The organism is Gammaproteobacteria bacterium (assembly GCA_029881255.1).
Taxonomy (GTDB): Bacteria; Pseudomonadota; Gammaproteobacteria; order S012-40; family S012-40; genus JAOUMY01.
Genome location: JAOUMY010000006.1, coordinates 89845 through 106677, shown reverse-complemented (window position 1 = coordinate 106677; position 16833 = coordinate 89845). Strand labels below are relative to the sequence as shown.

The following is a 16833-nucleotide window of genomic DNA, read 5'->3' as shown; positions in this document are numbered from 1 at the left end:
ACTGTTCCTACAATGCGCGTCTTTCATATCCCAGGAAGCTGAACTCAAATGTTACGAAGTGCAAGCCCCAATGATCTCGATGGTTTAGTGCGCCTGGAAAACCGCTGTTTCGAAACCGATCGTCTGTCGCGACGCAATTTCCGCTATCTCCTGACGAAAGGTAATGATGTGACCCTGGTGGTCGAGCAGGACGGCATGCTTATCGCCTATATCATGGTGTTGTTTAATACAGGCACGTCGCTCGCCCGAATTTACTCTTTTGCCGTCGATCCTGGGTTTCAAGGAAAGGGCATCGGCACGCAATTACTCGAGGCAGCTGAAGCAGCCGCCCTGGAGAATAATTGCATAGCCTTGCGTCTTGAAATCAGGAAAGACAATGTAAAGGGGATTAAGCTCTATCATCGGTTTGGGTTTAAGGAATTCGGCGAACACCACGATTACTACGAGGATCATATGGACGCTGTTCGCATGGAAAAAAATATCGCTCCGCACATTAGACCGGCGATTGAGCGAGTACCTTTTTATCCCCAGTCACTTGAATTCACCTGTGGGCCTGCCTGTCTGTTGATGGCGATGAAGTCGCTTGACAATGGTGTCGAGTTAAATCGTAAAAGCGAAATACAGTTATGGCGCGAATCGACAACGGTATTTATGACCTCAGGTCACGGTGGATGTGATCCGTATGGCTTGGCACTGGCCGCGCATCGACGGGACTTTGACGTGGAAATCTATGTCAACGAGGAAGGTGCCTTGTTTATGAATTCAGTGCGCAGCCAGGAAAAGAAAGAAGTTATGCGTCTGGTTCAGGAAGATTTTATCGACCAGATCAAAAAATCGCGTATTAGCCTGCGAGTCGATAGTTTGAGTTTGCAGGAGCTACAGGACAAGTTTGAAAAAGGTGGCATCCCGGTTGTGCTAATAAGTTCTTACCGCATCTATCGGGAAAAATTTCCACATTGGGTGGTTGTCACCGGTTTTGATGAGAATTTCATTTTTGTACACGATCCCTATATCGATTACGAATGTAATAAATCCGCAATCGATTGCATGAACATGCCAATTCCCCTGCGTGATTTCGAACGCATGGCCCGTTACGGCAAGTCAGGGTTGAAGGCAATGTTAATTTTAAACAAACAGGATAAAGGTTAACGAAGACGATATGTCTGAACACATTGTAATTGTTGAGAGTAAGAAAGACTGGAAAGAAAACTATCCCGATTTACGGGTGGTGTTAGCAAGAGACTATTTGGGGCAGGCGGAGTTTCTTAAGAAGCGGCAGTTCAAAGTGGTGAATCTGTGCCGTGGATCAAGTTATCTTAGTACTGGCTACTACTGTTCTCTTTTAGCGGAGGCAAGGAATCATAATGTTATTCCGACAGTTCGGACCATGATGGATCTGAATAGTAAGGCTATATATAGTCTGAATATGGAAGACTTCGATGAGGCATTGCAGAAAAGCCTTTCCAAGTTGTCTGAGGCAAAAGATACTTATGTGCTGAATATCATTTTTGGAACCTGTCAGGAACCCATACTTCAGGAACTGTCGCGTAATATTTATGACCAGTTTCGATCACCGCTTCTGCGGGTGGAGCTGAAACAAAAAGGTAAGTGGTTTATATCCAGCATTCGTTCCGTACATCTGAACAGCCTTGATGAAAAGTTGCAGGCCTTTTTTGTGCAGGCCTTCAACGCCTATCTCTCTAAGCGCTGGCGTTCACCGAAATCCAAGAGTTATGCCCGTTACGATATTGCCATTCTGCATAATCCGGAAGAAAAGTTGCCGCCGTCGAATAAAAAGGCACTGGACAAATTTATCCGAACGGGTAAGCGCATGGACATCAACGTCGAATTGATTACCAAAAGGGATTATTCAAAACTGGGTGAATATGATGCCTTGTTTATTCGGGAAACAACTGAGATAGAGCACCATACGTATCGCTTTGCGAAAAAGGCTGAGTCTGAGGGTATACCTGTTATCGATAGTGGAGATTCTATACTGCGTTGTACGAACAAAGTCTATTTGACCGAGCTGTTGACGGCGAACAATATTCCAATTCCGCAGACACATATCATTCAAAAGGGTCGAGTACGCTACGAAAGCTACGCACCGTCTCTACCTCTCGTGGTAAAGATTCCCGATGGGGCATTTTCACGTGGAGTTTTCAAAGCGGAAAATGTGCAGCAACTAAAAGAAATTTGCGAACGCCTTTTTAAAGAATCTGATCTGTTATTGGCGCAAGAGTTTCTCTATACCCCCTATGATTGGCGCATCGGAATTCTCAATCGCCAACCCCTGTATGCCTGCCAGTATTTTATGTCGCGCAAGCATTGGCAGATCGTAAAGCACAAGCAGGACGGAAAAATGGACGAGGGCGAAGCTCGTACATGGAAGATTGAGGAAGTTCCCAAAGCGGTAATAGATATTGCACTAAAGGCGTCAAATCTAATCGGCGATGGTCTATACGGCGTGGATCTCAAACAGACTGATAAAGGCGTTGTGGTGATTGAAGTCAATGATAACCCCAACATTGATTGTGGTGTTGAAGATAAGGTTATCGGAGATCACTTATACGAGGCGATACTTGGAGAACTTGTACAACGGATCGAACAACGCGGTAAGCGCCAACTTCCGTCAAGCGCGCATAATACAAAGGGGTAAAAAACGGAGTTTATCGCAATAAAAAAAATTAGTGAGTTAAAACGGTTGGTTATATTGTGACCACCGAAACTCCGGCTATACTTGATTTATAAACACGGATATTCCAGATAATCCTTTCAAAATAATACGAGATTCTCATGGGGAGTATATCTCGTAGTCCATGATACCGCAGAGGTATCACCTTTATATGTTGATCGGTCCCAAATGAAAACACTCATGTGAGAGGTGGTTATATGGCCACGCAATCTGTGTCTGCTATTGCTTGTCCTTTTGACGACAAAAGTTGCATTGCTGCAATTTCCAAAGTTGAACATCTATGTAAAAAGATTGTTTTCAAACCAGGAGAGGTCGTTTGTCGACGCGGTGAGTATGCGAGAAGTTTACCCATTGTTATAGACGGTGAATTGAGTGTAAAGCGGTATTCGCGCAACGGTGCCGAAATCGTATTAGATTCAGTTGTCGCTGGAGAGTGTTGTTTTGTTAGTGGTTCGAGTCTATTGGCGTCGACTCCTTGTATGGCAGACGTAACTGCGGAAGTGCGTACATTGGTGTGGAGTCTGCCCAAGCCAGCCTTCTTGATGGTGCTTTCGCGATCAGAGGAATTCAGTAGCTATGTTTTCAGATGTCTTGAGCTAGGAATGTCCCAGGTTGCAGATTTAATCGAAAATATTTCCAGTGTTCCAGTCGAACAACGACTTTCACAATTATTGCTGCAGTTGTGTGACAGTCATTTAGAAGTGCGTAAACGTCACAGCGAGTTGGCTGCGAAATTGGGAACTGCGCGCGAAGTGGTTAGCCGCACACTGAAAACTATGGAACACAGAAATGTCGTTGAACTGAGACGATGTTGCATAAGTTTGCGCAATGTTGACGAGTTAAAATCACTTGCTCATGCAGTTTAAATTGTGACTATGTCACATACCTTGATGTAGTCAGTTGAAATAATAAAAATGCCAACAGCGAGGCAACACTAAGGAGGTGGATTATGGAGAAGCAACGTGATTATTTTGTGGAACAAAATATCGGTGTGATAGAGCGGTGTTTACGTGTAGTTTTGGGATTTGCTATGTTAGGTTATCCGTATTACCTGATTATTCAGCCTGGTGCGACGGTTGAAATGTGGCAAAGTGTGTTAATGGTGCTGTCTGTTTACCCTTGCATAACTGGGATTCTTGGTTGTGATCCCATGTACACCATGTTCAAGGTGCGCACCTGCAGTGTCAACGGGAGGAATCAGTGTGGAAGTTTTCCTTATCAGATCGATGCGCTACTCGGACGAGATCCAAAGCCGGAAAATCATCTTGAGCATACTTTGTTGCATTCTGATCATGTTAAACATGCTTAGCTAAATGCGAAAAAGCCCGAACTTCGGTTCGGGCTTTTTTTATCAGATGCCACTTCTGTTTTGTTTTATTGTCCTAAATAGCCATCGAAATATTTGCTGCATATTTTTACCTTTTGGAGCTTGTAACACCCTGTCATCTGCTCGTCTATCTGGGTCAAGTACCTGATCAGATATAAATTGTTCGATAAGCAGTGTGCGCTGTTGAAAGTTTAGGGGAAGACTGGTTCGCGTAAGCCTTTCCGAGATATGGATTAAGGCATCGCCGGTAATTTTTTCATAGCGATTAATTAGTGCGCTGCGTTCAAATAATTGAAAAATTACACTTTCTTTGTTCATCCCAACAATATCCGCACAACGATCGGCTAGTTTCAGATAGGTATTCTGAAAGCGATTGATACGATTTGTATCTTTACGAAACTTGGCAAGGAGTCGGTCGCTGGCGTATGTGGAGGACATGACGTCAACAAATTTCTCGGCTGGAAATCGCACGCCTTTCTTTATGAGGTACTTTGGTAGCTCGCGAAGCATGTCACGCATGCAGAAAATAGCATCTCGCATAATGCCGTCGGCGACCTTGTAGGGTTTCCCCGGCGCAACGGCCTTTTCATAATATCGCACCTGTGTGCGAAACTGTCGGACAAGGGTAAGTCCTTGTTCATCGGCAAGTAGTTTTTGCCGCTGTTCCGGCGTGTATCCTATGCGAAAGAGCAGATGTGAGAGAAAAGTTTTTTCAAAGCATTGGTCAAATCGCTCCAAGATGTCGTGTGACTTGTATTCACCTAAAGGCTTTTGTATGCCGGTTTGGACAAAATCAACGATCTGGGCAAAGGTTTGCACGATGCTACGAGCCTTATTGCGTTGCTGGGTGATATTCGTCGACCACTTATCCACGTCTTCATAGCGGTATTCGTGATGAAAGAGGCCAAACTGTCGAATCGTACCGTAGTCGATGATTCCGCCGTCGGTGAGAATATTGTCGCCATCCCAGTCCAGCCAGCAAAAGATATATTCGCCTTCGTAGAGAGCGGTAGCACGCGCGAAATTGTCGCAGACATAGTTGAGAAAGTCTGTATAAGATGAGGCCGGCAAGCGTTTAGGCTCGAGTGCGCCATTGTATATCTCACGTTCGACATAGTAGTCGAGCATGTTTTGCAACGACTCTCGATCGCCGCGCTTCATAAAACCGAAAAAATGGGCAGGGCGCAGGAGATTTTTTGACGCACGGATATTGATTGAAGTCCCGCCGGGGAAACGGATAATGGCCAGAGTGCGTTCGGTAGGGATGCCGTTTTGATGCAGAATGTCGCTCATGATGGCGCCACTTAACCCCTCAGATGTGCGTGCTAGCCCGCAACCATAAGACACATTCTTGTCGCCGGTTTTAAAGAACTTCTTTTCGATTGCTGTTGCAGGGCTCAGACGTGTAGCACCCGTACCGCAGCTGGATATATCCCAGATCGCATTTGGCCCCTTGACCGTGCCATTCCAGATGCTGCGACCGTCACCCGAAGTCAGTCCAGTCTTGTTCGGATGCTGTAACTGCAGGTAGCGGGTCGCCATATACTGGTGAGGTTTGACCGTATCTTTGTCTATCGGCGTGTTATTCAGGACGTCGAATTCGTTAATAATTTGTAAGGAAAATGTCTCCAGGATGGCCTCGTTTAAGGCGACGTCGAGTTTGCCGTCATGATGCTTGGGGATCAGGCCCATCTCACGGGCGAGTTCAAAATTGAAATAGTAGACCTCGCCATTCGGGCGATAACGCGCGGAATAACCCACATAGCTGGCCGGTACGGTGTGCTTTAGTGGGTGTTCACCGTTTATCTTCCCAAATTTGGGGTATTGCTGTGATGTGCCGGATGCCGCACCTGCGCGCTTTCTGGCTTTAATTTGACTCATATCATCGCTATCGGACTGATTCTGCCCATACTTTACAAATTTTGACTAAAAACCAGTGATAACTATCTGAAAACAAAAGAAACTATTTAGATTAATAAAAACAGTAGCTTGGCGACCCCCATTTGGGTCTAAAAAACATGCACAAATATTGCTTATGTTTGTGTGACCGTGATCTTCAGGAGCCATTGGAATGCAAAGAATCGATGATGATAACCGGCGTAGCTATTATCGCTTGCAGGATCGCGTCTATATCGAGTTTGCGCCTATTTCCAGTGACGAGGCAAAGAAAATACTCGACAGTCGCAAGGCGATGTCGCCTCGCACCGATGAAGACAGCATGTATTTAGACTCACTCAATCGTCAGATGGGAAGTCTGATGACCTTAATTCGTAGCGAAAGCAACGCCGTGTCTCAATATCTGGACGTATTGAATAAAAAAGTGGATTTCATTGCAGGAATTATTTTCTTTGAACGTTTCAGGAGTGTGCACTCCGACACGAAAACTGTACGTACAAATACCGTAGATATAAGCGAAGGCGGTCTGAGTTTCAATTCCAAAGTGACATACAAAAATGGAATCTATTTCAAAATGAAAATCATTGCCATTAGCGCCAGGGTTGGAATTGAAACAGTGGCAAAAGTGGTTAGCTCCGTGCCAAAGAAACGTAAGAGCCTGGATTACTTTCGCATCGGTGTTCAGTTTCCCCAACTTCCCGAAGAGGATAGGCGTGCGCTTACCCGTTACATAATGGAAAGACAACGTGAATCTATCCGCGGTCTTTCCGATCTGGATGATTGGGATGAAGCTTAAGATAGGAATCTTTTGTACCGATATGTTTTACAGAGTGTGAATAGGAATACGCGTCGCCTTGCCGACTTACCAGGGAAGTGGCAGGGTGTTTTGTCCACGCCCTGAGAAAGGAGGTGATCCAATGTCTAACCGATGTATGTATCGAACTTCCGGAGGAACTTGTTGACGCCGGGTTTTGAAAGGAAGTACGTGCGCATCAACAACAGAGCCCCATTGTCATTCAATGGGGCTTTTTTCATTATCCGGTTTTAGACTGCCCGTTTTTTCCCAATGTATTGCCTAAGTGCGTTTCAATACATCTTGAGAGTTCCTCAGGCTTGAAGGGTTTGGCTATGTAATCATCCATGCCTGCCTTCATACAACGATCACGATCGCCCTGCATGGCATTGGCGGTCATGGCGATAATGATATTGTGTCGATTACCTTCTTGCCGACGTATAGCGCGCGTTGCTTCAATACCATCCATCACGGGCATCTGGATATCCATCAAGATTAAATCATAGTCAATCTTGGAAACGGCTTGTACCGCTTCCTGTCCATTCTGTGCGATATCAGCCTTGTAACCGAGTGCTTTGAGAATTCCCATAGCGACGCGTTGGTTGATATTATGGTCTTCAACCAGAAGAATTTTGAGCGAACTGATGGGCGTTTCGACTACGGTTTCACTGATTGGGAGAGCTTCGTTCACTACGGCCTTTTTGGGGTTTATGGAAAGTGAGACGATAGTATTGTAAAGCAAGGACTGTTTTACTGGCTTGGTAAGAACAATGTCGACTCCCAAGGCCTTGGCTTTACTCGCGACGTCTCCAGCTGTTACAGAGGTAAGCATAAACACCTTTGGCGTATTCTTACCCAACTCCGTGTGCATCTTTTCATAAACTTGCAAGCCGTCTATTTCAGGCATCATCATGTCTAGAAGCACAAGGTCATATCCATTTCCGGAATCGGCAGCAGCGAGAATTTTTTCCTGGGCCTGTTTGCCGTCTTCCGCGATGTCATGTTTTATGCCCCATTCTCGTAGCTGGTGACTGTAGATAACCCGGTTTGTTTCGTTATCATCTACTATGATTGCCCGGATTTTCTTGAAGTCATAGTTGCAATCGTTGGTTTCGTGCTCCATCTCTGGTTTTCCTAGTTGTACGTTAAACCAGAACGTGCTGCCGACATCTGGAAATGATCTTACCGCAATATCTCCACCCATGAGTTGTATGAGATGGCGGGAAATGGACAGACCCAATCCCGTACCGCCGAACTTGCGCGTGGTCGAGCTGTCGGCCTGTTGAAAGGTCTCAAATATCTTTTTCTGTCCTGCTTCTGAGATGCCAATCCCGGTATCAGCTATTTCAAATCGAACACTAAATTTTCCGTCTTTTTTAGCGTCTAGGCTAACGCGAACCACAACTTCCCCCGCGTGAGTAAATTTAATCGCGTTACCAATGAGATTCGTTAATACCTGGCGTAGTCGGCCAGGATCTCCATTTAACCAATGTGGTGTGTTCTTTGAAATGCTATGTATGATTTCCAAACCTTTGCGGTGGGCAGATTCAGCAAGCAGTGTTACCACATCTTCCACAATATCCACCAGATCAAAATCCGTACTATCAAGTTCAAGTTTTCCGGCTTCTATTTTAGAGAAATCGAGAATGTCATTAATAACCACAAGTAGCGATTCGGCTGAACGAAAGGCAGTATCGGAGAAATCTCGTTGGTCCTTATCCAGCTTAGTGCTGCGCAATAGCTGTAACATACCTAGAACGCCGTTCATGGGTGTGCGGATTTCATGACTCATGTTGGCGAGAAATTCCGATTTGGATTTGTTAGCTGAGCGCGCACTGAATAGTGCTTGTTGGAGTTGGTCTGTCCGTTCGAGAACTTTGGCCTCGAGCTCGTCGGTAACCTTTTGCAATTGTTCTTCTGCTTTGCGCCGTTCAATGTTTTCATCGCGCAGACGGTCAATAACCGGGTTAAACGTAGCCAGTAGATACCATGTGCCAAAAAGCATCGCGACAATAGCGCCAACAAGAGAAAATATGACAGCACTGATAAACGGGGATCTGATTGCGTCCATGGGGATTCGGGAAACCATGCCGATATTCGTATTCTCGAAAAAATTGAATGCAATGAGAAACTCTTCACCTGTCGAAATGTCGTGACCGATAATGTTTCCTGATCGTCTGTTTAGCGCCAGCAGATAAGGAGATCGTTTATCAAGTGATGCAATTGCTATGGACTTATTGTTGTTGTGATTCCCATGTATGAAAAACAACTGGTCGTTACGCAACCTGAAAATTTCAACGTTTGCAGAATATACGTCATGTAATTGATGTTCGTGATTGTTAAATAGAGTGCGCAGGGCATCATCGGACTGATTGTCTTTTGTGCTTAGAAGAGATGCATCCAAATGTGTGATATTTTCTATTAGTTTGGCTTCGAATTCGAGTACTTCGCTGGCGTGTTGACGTGCGTTGATATAAGCCGCAGAATATAAAAAGCCTGCGCTGATGCTGGTTGTGACGATGGCAATAATCGCCATGATTGTAAAAAGAATGGCTAAACGCAGGCCCTTTTTTTCAGTTTTGTGATGACGAGAAATAAACATTGATGCGAGAGTTGTCGTAGCAATTGCAACAAATATGAGTAGCACAAAAAACCGATTATCCATATTCGTCTGATATTGGTTGGCTTGCATATCGGAAACCGATGCATCCATTCCGAGCATACTGAGTTGATGAGCAGCAAAAGTAGTCAGGCAAAGCAGAATGGCGCTTGACGCGCCTCTAAAACTGACGCTGTTTTGCCAACGCGCACGCGCATAACGAAACCAGATAAGCGTTAGTACGCACAAAACCAATATGGCAATGACAGATGCTGCGATCATGGTAGGCTTATAAGTGAATACTATGGCAGTTTCCATTGCGGCCAAAATTATGTAGTGCACACTACAAATTGCGAGTGTAAGAACCAAAGCGGCTTTAATCGCGTGACTTATCTTTTGATCACTTTGATTTAGGAGATCAATGACATAAATGCATGCCACTGAGGCGATAGACAACGCCGTTATCGAAATCGGAATATTGTACGAAAGGCTGTATTCGTACTCAAAAGCCAGCATCGAAATGAGATGTGCGCTCCAGATACCCGTACCCAGAGTAAAACCGCTGACCATCAACCAGAGCTTGTAATCTGTTGTCGAGCGCTTATGTGTGTCAGCAATCTCGAATGCGGCATAGGCTGAAATTGCTACCAACACGATAGATATAAACTCCGCCGTGTGATTATGGAAATAGCTTAGGGAATGCAGCATTAGGTCAATATATCTCAAGTTAACTGTGATGAGAGGTTAGCGTGTCATCGCCAATGGGAATTGAGTATGGCGCAATTGCGCTGCTAAAGGCGCAATGTTTCAACTCGTATTGTATGTCCACAATTATTTGAAATAATGAGAGTTTTTCCTCTACGTATGGCTATGTAAAATTTTGTTCCTTGCTGGCTGAAATACATTACGGTACTCGATGCTTTAATTAGAGGATGTGACGTCGATATAGATAACACTTGTTGACTATTGGTTTGGTGAATATTTATGCGACGGGCCTTAGAGATAAAGCATGTATTAGTTATGGTAATAGTGTTTTCTGGAATGACTTTGCTTAGCGGCTGTCCATTCCAGGAGTTGCTTGATAGTCAGAGCCCGGATGAGGAATATGTGAATCCGGATGCGCCTGACGCGCCGGAATTGACGATGAAGCTGCCGGGAACACTTTCAAGTGTTGTTATTTCAAAAGAGGAACAACAGACGGCGCAAAAAGTCCGTTCAAGAGTTGTTGACCAACCCAATTGCGAACAGTATCTAGACCAAAACGCCAATCCTATGGTTGATGGCTATAGCCTGACAAAATACCTGGTCGGTTTGTCACAATCGCAGAGCTGTTTGGCTGACTTCTTAATCTACCACGTATTAAAAAGTTCGCCATACACTATTGGTCAGGGACTCATTACGGTTCCGTATAATCCAGCAGATCCCGATGCGCCTACCCATGTTCAGGTAGAACAATCCGAAAACTCCTTTCAAGTATGGCTTTTTTTCGCGCAACAGCGAGACGCGCTGGATCAAGCGGTGGATAAGTTAATGTATCTCACCTGGACAACAGTGGGAACCGATACCAACGGACAGTTTTTGTGGTTGAGATTGGCACAGGGGACAACAGATAGTCAGGCGCCCAGTGATTTGCGTGTCGATTTTGAGCGTCATGCGGAGAGTGAACGCAATCAAATCTATTTGTCGTTTGGCGATGCAAGCGCCACCGGGTTTGAAGGGTTTCGAATAGATGTGAGTCGTAGCGGTATTGAAACCGCAGCTAGCTATTCGGCGCAAGGCTATATGCAGTTTGCTGTACAGCCGGCAGAAAACCTGCCGCTGGAGACAGAAACGTTTGAGCTTCCGTATCTGGCTTTGAAAGCAGTGCTCAGCGCTGATGGTTCAGGTGCTGCTTATTGGCGTTTGGGCAACTTCGGCTCGCATTTGGAAAATCCGGCGGCTGATATTCACGTTGGGTCGTATTCCACTGACTTGCACAGCACCAGTTACTTTGACGAGTTAGGACAAATTACGTGGATAACACGCGGGATACGCCAGGCTAGCTACGTTAATACGTCAGGAAACAATATACGTCGCAATGTCAGCGCTATACTCACCTGTCTGGAAAACGCTTCTGCTAGTGATACAGATCCATGCGGTGGGATGGGCCCAGGTATGAATTTACCGGGATATTTTACTGACGTGTGCGCAGATGCAGACGGCGCCGATTGTACAGTATTTTTGCAACGCTTTTATGATCGCGGGGACTATGATCCGTTTCTCGGAAAGGTGACCAATGGCGACCCTGCCGCAGAACCGGACGATCAACGCAATGTAGATCTTGCTGCCCTGACGGTACTTGAGACCCGATTTCCCGACGGTGTGCTGGCCGCCGAGGTATTTGTCGCCCCGAATGCACCATAATCCGATACGCAAAGTCAGTACAGCAACTGGTTGGCGGTGCCAGTATTGTTTGTTTAAGATAGCCAGGGTGCAAACAGGGAGTGTTTATGATTAAGACGATACACGTCACCACGGTACTGGTGACTTTAGCTTTGTTTCTGTTCAGGGGGGGATGGTACTACGCCCGCTATCGCATGCCTCTGCCAAAACCGCTTCGCATCTTGCCTCACCTGAATGACACGGTATTAACGATTACCGGAATCACGATGGCTGTCTCATACGGAATTAACCCATTCGTCGAAACCTGGTTTCTCGCCAAATTGATAGCCTTATTTGCCTATATCGGCCTGGGTATGTATGCCTTCCGTAACAAACGTCTACAAGGCAAACATCTGTGGGCCTGGGTGATAGCTTTGTTGGTGTTCTTTTACATCATTGGCGTGGTGAGAACACACCAGCTGATACCTGGTGTGTATTGATCCGAAAAAAGGCGGTGGCACTAGTGCCATCCGCCTCCAAGGGCTCTGTATAAATCGACGGCACCGACGATTTGTTTTTGTTTGATTTCGATGAGTTCCATCTTGGCTTCCAGCGCCTCACGTTGCGTGAGTAGAATCTCCAGATAATCCGCACGCGCAGATTGGAAGAGCTTGTTAACGAGATCAATTGAGTGACCCAGCGCTTCCACCTGTTTGCGTTTTAGCACATACTGATTTTCCAGATTATCGATGTTCGAAATCTTGTTGGCGACTTCCGTGAACGCTGTGATTACGGTTTGTTCGTACTCGTATGCCGCCTTGATTTGGTTGGCATTGGCATTTTTGTATTTTGCGATTATCGCATTACGGTTTAACAGTGGTGCCATTACCTCGCCAACCGCATTCATTGTTAGAGATGCAGGGTTAGCGAACAAATATTGAGTACGGAAAGCCTCGAATCCAATTCCTGCCTTAATCTCAAACGACGGATAAAATTCAGCTCTTGCGACCTCAATACTGAGTTCGGCTGCCTTTAATTCCAATTCAGCCTTACGGATATCAGGTCGATTGGCCACCAGTTGCGATGGAATACCTTCCTGTATCATCTTTGGATGATAATCGAGAAAACCACCAGACGAGCGATGTATCGGTTGTGGAACGCGTCCGAGCAATACGTTGATTTCGTTTTCGGTCTCAACGATTTTCTGCATGATTTCATAAATCGTTGCCTGGTTCTTGGCAACTTCACCCTCATAGCGGGTAAGCGCCAGGAGATCTTCACGACCGTATTTGATCAACTGCTTGACGACATCGATACCTTTCATCTGCAACTGTATGTTCTGCTCAATGTTGACCAGCATATTGTCCAGGGCAACAAGCTCATAGTAGGCATGGGCGACTTCGGACACCAAATGGGTAATCACAAAGTTTCTGCCTTCTTTGGACGCCATATACTCGAACGCGGCAGCTTGAGTTGAGTTTCTCAGCTTTTTCCAGACGTCGATTTCCCAAGAGGCAAACAAGCCGACGCCGTAGTTCTGCAAGTATTTTGGAAATTCTTCACCTTCAACAATTTCCAGAACATGTTCGGCCGCACCATTGCGGGTGAACTCCGCCGCTTTATCCACATCTGCGCCCGCGCCGGCACTCAAGAAAGGTAGGTACTCGCCACGACGTTCCTGCACTTCTGCTTCGGCACTGCGGATCCTTTGCTGAACGATATTGAGTTCTTTATTATTGGCAATCGCGACTTCGATCAATGCCAATAAATTCGGGTCATCGAAGAACTCGTTCCAATTGACGCTCGCTGAGTTGGCCGTATCTTTCACCCCCGTGATGTACTCAGCCGGTAGTGGAGCATCCGGGTCTTTCTGCGTCATGTTCGGTATCGAACAGGCCTGGGCAAGTAGGGACAAACATCCCACTGCGAATATTTTTATTGAACTACTATTTTTCATGGTCATGCTTGCTATGTTGATAGTGCTCGGTTAAAGGTTCATGATCTTCGTATTTTATTAGGTCTTTGCCCTCGATCATTTTCGCAAAGATGTAGTACAGGCCGGGGATGATAATTACACCGCCGATAGTACCAATCAGCATACCCCCCAAAGAGGACGTACCGATGGTTCTGTTACCTACCGCACCAGCTCCGGTAGCGATAACCAAGGGGATAAGACCGGCGATAAAGGCAAAGGAAGTCATCAATATAGGACGGAATCGAACCTTGGCGCTTTCAATCGCAGCATCGGCAATAGACATGCCTTTTTCCTGCATCTGGACCGCGTATTCCACTATCAGCACCGCATTCTTACCGAGTAGACCGACGAGCATGATCAGGCCGACCTGGGCATAGACATCATTGGCCAGGCCTAATACTTTGAGTAAGAAGAACGATCCAAATACGCCTGCTGGAAGAGACAGGATAACGACCAGTGGCAACATGAAGCTCTCATACTGTGCCGCCAATACCATGTACACGAATATCAGTACCACGATGAAAATGACAACAGCTTCGTTACCACGACGTTCCTCGTCATAAGTCAGTGCTTCCCAGCCTACATCAAAGCCTTTTGGCAACACTTCTGCGGCAACTTCTTTGATTGCCTTGATCGATTCGTCAGAAGTGTACCCAGGGGCGGGAACGGCACGAATGACTGCTGAGTTATACAGGTTGTAACGCATCAGCTCATTCGGGCCTTGACGCTTTTCCAGCGTCATGAAAGAAGAATAAGGCACCATTTCCCCTTCTTCATTCTTCACGTAATAGTTAAGAACATCTGTAGGGTAGCGACGAAACTCCGGAGCGCCCTGGGTGTAGACCTTGTAGAAGTTATTAAAGCGTATAAAGCCTTGTTCGTAGGTACTTCCAACTAGAATACCCAGGTTATCCATTGCGGCCTTGATCGACACACCTTTCTGCATTGCAAGTTCGTTGTCGATTTTAATTTCATATTGTGGATAGTTGGCTGCGTAGAAAGTAAATAGACCTTTTAACTCTGGACGCTTACGCAATCCGGTCATGAAATCCTGGTTCAACTTGTCAAATTCGAAGTAATCAACATCCCCGCCCTTATCCAACAGACGGAAGGCCAGGCCAGAAGACGCACCATAGCCAGGTACCGCGGGAGGCTCGAAGAATTCAACAATGGCTTCACCGATTTCGGCATGTGCCTTTTCTTCCAACTCAAGCATGATCTCGTGCACTGAATGCTTGCGGTCAGACCAATGTTTCAGGTTGATGATGCAGGTACCGGCATTGGAACCGCGACCTTCTGTCATAACCTCGTAACCAGCTAGTGCAGAAACAGACTGTATACCATCGATATTCTTTGCCATAGCCTGTAATCTGCGTACGACCTTATTAGTCATTTCCAGTGTGGAACCTGGTGGTGTTTGGACAATGGCGTAAATCATGCCCTGGTCTTCACCAGGGATAAATCCTGACGGTAGAATTTTGTTAACCGCAACTACGCCAAATGCGAAGCCGCCTACGAGGATGAAGGTAATGAGTCTTCTGACCACAATGACATTAAGTATCGCAACATAGCGGCCAGTCACTTTTTCAAACCAGCGGTTAAAGGCATCGATAAACATGCTGATAGGCGTTTTTCTTTTCTTTTGTCCATGCGTGTTTTTCAGCAACATAGCGCACAGTACCGGCGTCAGTGTCAGGGCTACAAAACCCGAGATAACAATCGATGAGGCCATGGTAATCGCAAACTGTCGATAGAACACACCGACTGGACCGGACATAAATACTAGTGGTACGAATACCGCGGTCATAACCAATGTGATGGCGATGATAGCACCACCGATTTCACCTAATACCTGTTGTGTTGCTTGGTATGGCGTAACGGTGTGGGATGTCTCCATCTTGGCGTGTACGGCCTCGACCACAACGATAGCGTTGTCAACAACGATACCGATAGCGAGAACCAGAGCGAAAAGCGTAATCAGGTTAATCGAAAGCCCAAACAGTTGCATACAGGCAAACGCACCGATAAGTGATACCGGAACCGCTAAAATTGGTATCAACGTAGATCGCCAGTCGCCAAGGAATACGAATACCACCAGTGCCACCAGGATGAAGGCTTCCACCAGGGTGTGTATTACTTTTTCGATTGAGGCATCCAGGAAAGTGGAAACGTCATAATTTATTTCGTATTCCATACCGCTTGGGAACAGTGGCGCGAGTTCAATCATTTTTTCTTTTACACGCGCGATTACTTCACTCGCGTTACTACCGTAGTTCTGCTTGAGTACGATGGCGGCGGAAGGGAATCCATCTTTGTTTGAATAGATGTCGTAGAATTCACTGTTTAGGGAAACTTGCGCAATATCCTTCAGACGAAGAATTTCCCCTTCCGAATCGGCGCGGATAATGATGTCTTCGTATTGTTCCGGTTTGTTATAACGCCCGGCGTAGATCAAGGTATATTCTTTGGACTGGGCTGCTAAACCGGATGCAACCCCGAGGCGCCCGGGTGAGCCGATAATGCTTTGGTTGTCTATTGCCTCCATAACCTCTTCGGTGGAGACGCTATAGGCACGCATTCTATCTGGGTTTAACCAGATGCGCATGGCGTATTGGCGGCTACCCAGTATCTTTGCCTGGGCAATACCGTTGATACGCTGGATTTCGGGAATGACGTTTACATTAGCGTAGTTGTAGAGAAATTTTTCGTCCGCATGTTTGTCTTTACTGTACATATTGATGTACATCAACATACTCGGTTGAACACGCTCGACGATAACACCTTCCAATTGTACGAGCTGTGGTAATCGGCTCATGACGGTGTCTAGCCTGGTTTTGACGTTAATCATCGCCTGGCTCGGGTCGACCCCTAAGTCGAATAGAACCTGTATCATCGCCTCACCGGCACTGGTGGCATCCGAGATGATGTAACGCATGCCGGGAACACCGTTGATAGCGCGTTCGATTGTGATGAGCGTCGAGCGTACCAAAACGTCGGCGCTGGAGCCTGGATAGGCAATGAAAAGCGTGACACGTGGAGGAGCGATATCCGGGAACTGTGAAATCGGTAGCGACTTCAGCGACAACACCCCTACGAATACGATGGCCAGCGATAAAATGATCGCCATAACAGGCCGCTTCAAGAATATCTGAAACATATAATTAACCTACGTCTTGGTTATTCTGAA

Annotated in this window: 11 protein-coding genes; 7 read left to right on the top strand and 4 right to left on the bottom strand. The window is 46.1% G+C overall.

Translation table 11 applies throughout. The features are described from left to right. Positions 1-48: 48 nt before the first annotated feature. From OEZ43_13050 to OEZ43_13035, 4 genes are all read left to right on the top strand, one after another. Complete coding sequence (locus OEZ43_13050; protein MDH5546515.1) at positions 49-1149, top strand: GNAT family N-acetyltransferase/peptidase C39 family protein; 1101 nt, start codon at positions 49-51, stop codon at positions 1147-1149. Between the two features lie 10 nt (positions 1150-1159). Continuing rightward, a complete protein-coding gene (locus OEZ43_13045; GenBank protein MDH5546514.1) occupies positions 1160-2659 on the top strand; it encodes a RimK family protein in 1500 nt (499 codons plus the stop codon). 233 nt (positions 2660-2892) lie between these two features. Further along, on the top strand, positions 2893-3561 hold the full coding sequence (locus OEZ43_13040; GenBank protein ID MDH5546513.1) for a Crp/Fnr family transcriptional regulator: 669 nt from the start codon (positions 2893-2895) through the stop codon (positions 3559-3561). Positions 3562-3644: 83 nt separating this feature from the next. Then, complete coding sequence (locus OEZ43_13035; GenBank protein MDH5546512.1) at positions 3645-4004, top strand: DUF2892 domain-containing protein; 360 nt, start codon at positions 3645-3647, stop codon at positions 4002-4004. Between the two features lie 42 nt (positions 4005-4046). Here the strand turns inward: OEZ43_13035 and OEZ43_13030 are convergent, their stop codons facing one another. Further along, a complete protein-coding gene (locus OEZ43_13030) occupies positions 4047-5903 on the bottom strand; it encodes a protein adenylyltransferase SelO family protein (GenBank protein ID MDH5546511.1) in 1857 nt (618 codons plus the stop codon). Positions 5904-6093: 190 nt separating this feature from the next. On the opposite strand from OEZ43_13030, the gene OEZ43_13025 reads away from it, so the two are divergent. Then, the gene (locus tag OEZ43_13025; GenBank protein MDH5546510.1) at positions 6094-6714 is read left to right on the top strand and encodes a PilZ domain-containing protein; all 621 of its coding nucleotides are present in this window, start codon (positions 6094-6096) and stop codon (positions 6712-6714) included. 238 nt (positions 6715-6952) lie between these two features. Here the strand turns inward: OEZ43_13025 and OEZ43_13020 are convergent, their stop codons facing one another. Then, entirely contained in the window at positions 6953-9964 is a 3012-nt protein-coding gene (locus OEZ43_13020; GenBank protein MDH5546509.1) for a response regulator, read from the bottom strand. 330 nt (positions 9965-10294) lie between these two features. Here OEZ43_13020 and OEZ43_13015 point away from each other — a divergent pair, with 330 nt between their 5' ends. Together OEZ43_13015 and OEZ43_13010 are read left to right on the top strand one after the other, a co-directional pair. After that, positions 10295-11713 carry a hypothetical protein gene (locus OEZ43_13015; GenBank protein MDH5546508.1) on the top strand — a complete coding sequence of 473 codons (1419 nt, stop codon included), beginning with the start codon at positions 10295-10297 and terminating at the stop codon, positions 11711-11713. Positions 11714-11799: 86 nt separating this feature from the next. Next, entirely contained in the window at positions 11800-12171 is a 372-nt protein-coding gene (locus OEZ43_13010) for a SirB2 family protein (protein ID MDH5546507.1), read from the top strand. A gap of 20 nt (positions 12172-12191) precedes the next feature. On the opposite strand, the gene OEZ43_13005 is transcribed toward OEZ43_13010, so the two are convergent. Together OEZ43_13005 and OEZ43_13000 are read right to left on the bottom strand one after the other, a co-directional pair. Then, on the bottom strand, positions 12192-13628 hold the full coding sequence (locus tag OEZ43_13005) for an efflux transporter outer membrane subunit (protein ID MDH5546506.1): 1437 nt from the start codon (positions 13626-13628) through the stop codon (positions 12192-12194). Beyond that, entirely contained in the window at positions 13618-16803 is a 3186-nt protein-coding gene (locus OEZ43_13000) for an efflux RND transporter permease subunit (protein MDH5546505.1), read from the bottom strand. Before OEZ43_13000 ends, OEZ43_13005 begins: the two co-directional genes overlap by 11 nt. Between the last annotated feature and the right edge of the window lie 30 nt (positions 16804-16833).

Excerpts from the sequence above, each read along its gene's own strand:
- OEZ43_13050 (MDH5546515.1), top strand. The coding sequence starts at position 49 with ATGTTACGAAGTGCAAGCCCCAATGATCTCGATGGTTTAGTGCGCCTG.
- OEZ43_13045 (MDH5546514.1), top strand. The coding sequence starts at position 1,160 with ATGTCTGAACACATTGTAATTGTTGAGAGTAAGAAAGACTGGAAAGAA.
- OEZ43_13040 (MDH5546513.1), top strand. The coding sequence starts at position 2,893 with ATGGCCACGCAATCTGTGTCTGCTATTGCTTGTCCTTTTGACGACAAA.
- OEZ43_13035 (MDH5546512.1), top strand. The coding sequence starts at position 3,645 with ATGGAGAAGCAACGTGATTATTTTGTGGAACAAAATATCGGTGTGATA.
- OEZ43_13030 (MDH5546511.1), bottom strand. The coding sequence starts at position 5,903 with ATGAGTCAAATTAAAGCCAGAAAGCGCGCAGGTGCGGCATCCGGCACA.
- OEZ43_13025 (MDH5546510.1), top strand. The coding sequence starts at position 6,094 with ATGCAAAGAATCGATGATGATAACCGGCGTAGCTATTATCGCTTGCAG.
- OEZ43_13015 (MDH5546508.1), top strand. The coding sequence starts at position 10,295 with ATGCGACGGGCCTTAGAGATAAAGCATGTATTAGTTATGGTAATAGTG.
- OEZ43_13010 (MDH5546507.1), top strand. The coding sequence starts at position 11,800 with ATGATTAAGACGATACACGTCACCACGGTACTGGTGACTTTAGCTTTG.
- OEZ43_13005 (MDH5546506.1), bottom strand. The coding sequence starts at position 13,628 with ATGAAAAATAGTAGTTCAATAAAAATATTCGCAGTGGGATGTTTGTCC.
- OEZ43_13000 (MDH5546505.1), bottom strand. The coding sequence starts at position 16,803 with ATGTTTCAGATATTCTTGAAGCGGCCTGTTATGGCGATCATTTTATCG.